General features: G+C 70.7%; 7 protein-coding genes. All 7 read right to left on the bottom strand.

What is annotated here, in order from left to right; translation table 11 throughout:
* Window positions 1-464, bottom strand: a 464-nt coding sequence (locus SSOG_RS34365) for a cytochrome P450 (RefSeq protein WP_039939338.1), incomplete at its 3' end; no start/stop codon positions are given.
* A 63-nt stretch (window positions 465-527) separates the two neighbouring features.
* On the bottom strand, window positions 528-1,310 hold the full coding sequence (locus SSOG_RS34360) for a sugar phosphate isomerase/epimerase family protein (RefSeq protein WP_009718874.1): 783 nt from the start codon (window positions 1,308-1,310) through the stop codon (window positions 528-530).
* Window positions 1,311-1,314: 4 nt separating this feature from the next.
* Window positions 1,315-2,202, bottom strand: a complete 888-nt coding sequence (locus SSOG_RS34355) for a carbohydrate ABC transporter permease (protein ID WP_009718873.1) — start codon at window positions 2,200-2,202, stop codon at window positions 1,315-1,317.
* Window positions 2,192-3,136, bottom strand: a complete 945-nt coding sequence (locus tag SSOG_RS34350; protein ID WP_009718872.1) for a carbohydrate ABC transporter permease — start codon at window positions 3,134-3,136, stop codon at window positions 2,192-2,194. Before SSOG_RS34350 ends, SSOG_RS34355 begins: the two co-directional genes overlap by 11 nt.
* 23 nt (window positions 3,137-3,159) lie before the next feature.
* The gene (locus SSOG_RS34345; RefSeq protein ID WP_009718871.1) at window positions 3,160-4,473 is read right to left on the bottom strand and encodes an ABC transporter substrate-binding protein; all 1,314 of its coding nucleotides are present in this window, start codon (window positions 4,471-4,473) and stop codon (window positions 3,160-3,162) included.
* A 29-nt stretch (window positions 4,474-4,502) separates the two neighbouring features.
* Window positions 4,503-5,654, bottom strand: a complete 1,152-nt coding sequence (locus tag SSOG_RS34340; RefSeq protein WP_039942160.1) for a mandelate racemase/muconate lactonizing enzyme family protein — start codon at window positions 5,652-5,654, stop codon at window positions 4,503-4,505.
* A gap of 20 nt (window positions 5,655-5,674) precedes the next feature.
* A complete protein-coding gene (locus tag SSOG_RS34335) occupies window positions 5,675-6,640 on the bottom strand; it encodes a hydroxyacid dehydrogenase (protein WP_208867390.1) in 966 nt (321 codons plus the stop codon).
* Window positions 6,641-6,700 lie beyond the last annotated feature (60 nt).

The raw sequence follows: 6,700 nt of genomic DNA, 5'->3' as shown, positions 1-6,700 counted from the left end.
CACCAGATGGTGTCGAGAGCGAAGAAGCGCATGTCCTCGCGGACGTCGGTCGGGGTGCCGGTACGGGCGGCGTCCGCCCAGCGGTCGGCGGTCCGGCGCGCGGCGGCGGCGATGCGCTGCTCGTAGCGGCGGATGCCCGCGCCGGTGAACTGGGCCTGGAGCAGGCGGCGTTGGCGCTTCCACGGCTCTCCCGAGGCCGAGAGCACCCCGTCCCCGACGAGCACGCGCGCCCGGTGGGAGCGCTTGACGTAGCGGTCGGGGTGCAGGGCGAGGACGTGCCGTACCGCGTCCGGGTCGGTGACCAGCACCGTGGGGCGCGGGCCGAGCCGTACGCCGCTGACCCCGCCGAGTTCGCGCGCCTGGGTCAGCAGGTCGACCACCGCTCCGGAGGAGGTACGCCACCGCTCGACGGCGTCCGGGTCGAGCAGCGGGACGGGGACGCCCTGCGGGGCTGTGGTGGCCAATGCGCTCTCCTGCTCACTCGTCGGACGCTCAGAACAACGACGCGCCCCGTACGGTACGCCGTGTCAGGCGCCGCGCGCCGCCGCGAGGTCCACCACCAACCGCTCCTCGACCGGGACGCTCGGATCGGAGTACTGCCCGGACAGGCAGACGGGCCCCGCGTAGCCCAACTCCGCCAACTGCTTCAGAATCACCGACCAGTTGGACAGGCCCTCCCTCCCCGGTACGAACCATGGCTTCCAGTTCCCACCGACCGCCCCGTCCACCGGATCAGCGGCAACGTACATGGCGTTCTTCAGGTTGACGATCCCCAGCCGCCCCGCCACCAGCGGCAGCGTCACCCGCGGGTCGTCGCCCGCCAGCGCGTCGTGCGCGGCGTCCCACACCACCTGGAAGTGCTCCACCGGCAGCCCGTCGAGCAGGTCCAGCACCCCGAGCGCCGACGAGACGAAGCGCCCGTGGTGCGGCTGCACCCCGACCCGTACGCCGTACCGCTCCGCCAGCGGCGCGGCGGCTTCCAGACTCTGCCGTACGCGGCGTACGGAGGCGGCGTAACCGTCGGGGCCGAGTTCGGCCATGACGCGGATCATCGGCACGCCCGCCGCCCCGCACGCCGCGAAGACGGGCTCGCCGAGGTCACTCGCGACGCTGATCACCTCCACCCCCTCGGCCCGCAACTGCGCGGCGAAGACGGGCAGCAGCCGTTCAACCTCCCCCGGGGTGACGTAGGCGGCGTCCCGTACGGGGACCTCGGCGCCGGAGAAGCCCAGCCCCGCGACGAGCTTGCCCAGCTCGTCGCCGGGCAGCCGGGACCACGGCTTGGTGAAGACGGACCACAGGAATGTCATGGGTTCAGCGGCCTCCCAGTCCGCTCATGGTGATACCGCGTACGAACCACCGCTGGGTGAGGAAGAAGATCACGATCAGCGGCACGGTGGTGATGGTGGCCGCCATCAGCAACAGGTTCCACTGGGTGCCGTTGGCGGACTGGAACACCTGGAGGCCGACCGATGCCGTCCGCGTCGAGTCGCTGTTGGAAATGACCAGCGGCCAGAGCAGGTTGTTCCACTGGGTGATGAACTTGAAGACGGCCAGGGTGGCGATCGCGGGGACGGCCAGCGGGATGATCACGCGGGTGAACGCCTGCCAGCGGTTCGCCCCGTCCAGCCGCGCCGCCTCCTCGTAGTCCCGGGGGATGCTGAGGAAGAACTGCCGGAGCAGGAAGACCCCGAGTGCGGTGAAGGCGTGCGGCAGGATCATCCCCGCCCACGTGTCCACGCCGTGCGCCTTGGCCACCAGGATGAACTGCGGGATGAGCGTGACCTGCGTCGGGATCATCAGCGTGGCGAGGTAGATGCCGAACAAGAAGCCACGGCCGGGGAATCTGAGGCGGGCGAAGGCGTACGCGGCGAGCGCCGCGGTGACCGTCTCCAGGAGCGTCGTCCCGCCCGCGAAGATGACGGTGTTGACCAGATAGCCGCCGAGCGGGACCAGCTCGAAGGCGCGGCTGATGTTGTCGAAGTGCCAGGTGCCGGGCCAGAACGACGGCTGCGCGGCCATCGACTCGCTGTCGGACTGGAACGCGACGAGCACCATCATCACGATGGGCGTGAGCGTGGCGGCGGTGACCAGGAAGCAGGTGAAGACCAGCAGCTTCCGGGTCGCGACGGGCGAGCGGCGGAGCGCGGACACAACAGGGAGGGCGGGGACGACGGGCCGGGAGGGGACGTCAGTTGTCATAGTGGACCAGCCTCCGCTGGAGCAGGAACTGCATCCCCGTGATCACCGCGATGAACGCGAACAGCACGATCGACTGGGCGGCCGCGTAGCCCTGCTCGTAGTTCAGGAATCCCGTTTGGTAGATGTACATCACGAGGGTGGTGGTGTGGACGCCCGGCCCGCCGTTCGTCATGACCAGCGCCTGGTCGAAGACCTGGAACGAGCTGATGACCGACGTGACGACGACGAAGAACATCGCCGGGGAGAGCAGCGGCAGCGTGACGTCGCGGAAGCTGCGCCACGGTGAGGCGCCGTCGACCCGCGCGGCCTCGTAGAGCTGCTGCGGGATGGCCTGGAGCCCGGCGAGGAAGATGACCATGCCGAAGCCGAAGCTCTTCCAGACGCTCATCGCGACGAGGGCGGGCATCGCCCAGGTGTCGGAGACCAGCCACGCCGGTCCGTCGATGCCGAAGGCGCCGAGCAGGGAGTTGATCAGGCCGCCGTGGGGGATGTAGAGCCAGATCCAGACGAAGGCCACGGCGACGGAGATGGTGGCGTAGGGCAGCAGCAACAGGGAGCGGAAGACGGCGATGCGCTTCAGCCCCTGGTTGAGCAGGAGCGCCAGCGCCAGGCTGACCAGCAGGGTCAGCGGCACGGTGACGAAGGTGAAGTAGACGGTGTTGACGAGCGCCGACCAGAACGTCGGATCGGGGCCGAGCCGCGCGAAGTTGTGGAGGCCGACGAAGCTGGGCGGGCTGAACAGGTTCCAGTCGAGCAGTGAGATCACGCCCGCCGCGACGACGGGCCCGGCGGTGAAGATCAGGAACGGGACCAGGCTGGGCAGCAGGAACAGCCAGGCGGCCAGCGTCTCCGAGCCGCGCCACCGGCCGGGCGACGTGGGTGGCCTCGGTCTGGGCGGGGCGCCGGGTGCGGCGGTGTGAACCTCGACGGCCATGATGATCCTCCCTGTGATGACGTTCAGGCGTCCTCGGTGGCCTGCCGTACGGCGTCCTTGTGCTGCCGCATCAGCACGTCCAGCTGCGGGGTGAGCCCGCGCAGCACGCCAGGGACCGTCACCTCGCCGAGGAAGGCCCGCGGCAGATCCTGGGCCAGCAGCTGCTTGACCCGGTTCCAGTTGGTGGTGACGTCGTACGGATGCCCGCCGCCGACCTTGCCCGCCAGGATCTGCTGGACGATGCCGAGGTTGGCGGGCGGCGGCTCGAAGGCGCTGCCCGCGGAGTACCGCGCCGGGTTGTTGCGGCCCGCGCGGGCGTAGATGTCCAGGGCCCCGGTGCTGGTCAGGGTCTTCAGCAGCCGCCACGCGAGATCCAGGTCGTCGCCCTCGACCCCCGACGGGATGGCGAAGCTGGAGCCCGAGACGCGCGGGGTGCTGCCCGCGGGCCCGGCCGGGAAGGGGACGATGTCCCATGCGAACTTCGCGTCCCGGACGTTGAGCACCTGCCAGGGCCCGTTCTGCATGAAGGCGACGTTCCCCTGGAGGAAATTGGCGAGGGCGTCCTCGGTGACCAGGTTGCTGATGGGCGGGGTGACGCGGTCCTTGACGAACAGATCGACAAGGAAATTGATGCCGTCCAGCGATTCGGGGCTGTCCAGCGCGGAGGCGTCCTGCTTCTTGTTCATGACGTTGCCGCCCGCGCTGTAGATCCACGAGATCAGGTCGTCCATCAGCGGCGCGCAGGTGAATCCGTACTGCCCCTTGGGCCCGCTCAGCTCGATGGCCAGCTCCCGGAAGGCCGCCCAGGTCATGGGTTCGGTGCGGGACGGGGGATCGATACCGGCCTTGTCGAGCAGCGACTTGTTGTAATAGAGCACGGCCGGGGCCACGTCGAAGCCGATGGCGTACGTCTTGCCCGCGAAGGACGAGATGGACTGGCTGGCCGGGTAGAAGTCGTCCCGGTCGAAGTCCGGGTCCCGGGCGATCAGGTCGTCCAGCGCCCGGTGCGAACCGCGCGCGGCGTACGTGGGGATCATCCAGCCGTTGAGCGCGGTGACCAGGCTGGCCGTCCCGCTGACCAGTTGGAGGTCCAGCTTGGGGGCGTATCCGGCGGACGGGGTGAGCGACGAGAGCGACCGGACGTGCATGGTCTTCTCGACGTAGCGGCTGAAGTCGTTCCAGACCTTCAGCTCTTCGGGGCTGCTGGACCACATGGACCAGGTGGCGGTGCCCGGCGGCGGGCCGGAGGAACAGCCGGTCAGGGCACCGGTGGCGGCGAGTCCTCCGGCGGCGGCCAGCTTGAGGAGAGAGCGTCGGGAACAGGGGGAAGAAGACATCGTCGTCTCCTCGCTGGTTCAAGGGTGTCTCAGACGAAGGCCAGGTCCAGGGACTCGGCGCGGATCCGCTCCTCGTCCACCTCGACCCCGAGCCCGGGGCCGGTGGGGACGATCGCGGTGGCGGTGGCGGAGACGATCTCCAGTTTGTCGACATAGAGATCCGACAGGAGTTCGGGCCCGTTCAGCTCGGCGGGCAGCGCCAACTCCACCTGGCTGAACAGGTGCAGGGCCGCCGCGAAGCCGATACCGCAGTCGGTCAGCCCGCTGGCGAGCACCTCCAGACCGCCCGCCTGGGCGACATGGGCGCTCTTGAGGGCGTTGCGGATACCGCCCGCCTTGCAGATCTTGATGACGACGAGATCGGCGGCGTCCAGCCGCATCGCCCGCGCCAGGTCCTGGGCGGTGAAGCTGCCCTCGTCGATGGCCACCGGGAGGTCGATCATGCCGCGCAGCCGGTGCAGGGCGAGGGTGTCCGTGCTGGGCACGGGCTGCTCGACGCACGCGATGCCCGGTACGTCGCGTACGGCGTCCAGCAGCCGCTTCAGCGCGGCGGGCCGGTACGACTGGTTGGCGTCGAGCCACAGCGGCTTGCCCGCCGCGACCTCCGCGACGGCGCCCACGGCGGCGGCGTCGGCGGCGAGGTCCCCGCCGATCTTCACCTTGTACGCGGCGTAGGCCGACGACAGCCGGGCATGCTCGCGCACCGCGGACGGCTCCCCCACGCCGATGGCCGAGCAGAGCGGGATCTCGCCCCGCGTCCGCCCGCCCAGCAGGGCGTGGACCGGCAGGCCGACCAGCTTGCCCGCCGCGTCGTGCATGGCGATGTCCACGGCGGCCCGGGCGAACGGAAAGCCGTTGGAGACGGCGGGGCTGAGCCGCCGGTTCGCCCGGGCGTGGAACAACTCCACGTCGAAGGGGGTGAGTTCGAGCAGGATCGGGGCGAGGTGCCGCTTGATGATCACGGCCATCGTCTCGGCGGTCTCGTAGCTCCAGCTCGGCAGGGCCCGCTGCTCGCCCCAGCCGACCACGCCGTCCTCGGTGGTCAGCCGTACGAAGAGCACCGAGCCTGCCTGGTCCGGTGCGGCCTGGTCCGGCGCGCCGACGGCTCCGCTGCCGAGCACGAACCGCCGGGCGAAGGGGACGGCCACGGGGAAGACCTCGACCGCCGTGATGCGCGACATGAGAGTCCTTTCGGCGAGGCTCAGGCGGCCGTCGGCCACGCGGCGGGGTCCACGAAGCTCGGCCCGCGGGCGCCCTTGTCGAGCCAGTCGGCGACATCGGCGAGCACATATCCGGCGAGCGCCAGGTGTCCGTCCACGGTGTCCCCCGCGATGTGCGGGGAGAGCAGCAGGTCCGGGCAGCCCAGTACGGCGGCGTCGAGCACGGGCGGTTCGGGGTCGAAGACGTCCAGCGCGGCGAGCAGCCTGCCCGCGAGGACGTGTTCCAGCAGCGCGGTCTGGTCGACGGCCGGGCCGCGCGAGGAGTTGACGACGATGGTGTGGTCCGGCATCCGCTCGATGAGCGCCCGGCTCACCAGCCCCCGCGTCTCCGGCAGATCGGGTACGTGGAGCGAGACGAACGGACAGCGCAGCGTCTCCTCGAGACCGGCCGTCCGCACCCCCAGCGCGGCGGCCCGCTCCTCGCCCAGGTACGGGTCGTACACCACCACGTCACAGCCGAACGGCCTGAGCAGTGTGATCAGGGCGCGCGCGGTGGAGCTGGCGCCGAGGATGCCGACCGGGCGGCCCGCGAGTTCGCCGCCCCGGAACCCCGTCTGCTTCCAGCCCCCGCCGCGCACGGCGGCGTCGAACCGGGGCAGTCGGCGGGCCAGGGTGAGCATCGCGGCGAGGCAGTACTCGCCGACCGACCAGGCGATGCGGCCCGCCGCGGAGAACACCGCCACGTCCTGGTCGAGCACCTCCCGGTCGAGGAGCTTCTTCACCGAACCGGCCGCGTGCGCGACCACCTTGGGCCCGCGCCCGTCGGTCCAGATCGAGGCGTCCAGGTGCGGGGTGCCCCAGCTGGTCAGCAGGACGTCGCAGTCGGCGGCCAGTGCCGCCACGTCGTCGGCGCTGAGGCGGTCCCCGGCCCAGGTCGCCTCGTAACGGGTCTCGATCAGGCGGCGGGCGTCGGGGCCGCAGACGTCGGCGGCGCGCTGAGGGGTCATGGCAACAGCGATTCTGGACAACCTGGCTCCTCGGAGGCTGACGGCTGTGCGCTGGTGTCC

Source organism: Streptomyces himastatinicus ATCC 53653, from assembly GCF_000158915.1.
GTDB classification, from domain to species: Bacteria; Actinomycetota; Actinomycetes; order Streptomycetales; family Streptomycetaceae; genus Streptomyces; species Streptomyces himastatinicus.
Note: the sequence above shows the minus strand (reverse complement) of the source record. Positions and strands in the feature narration are given on the sequence as shown.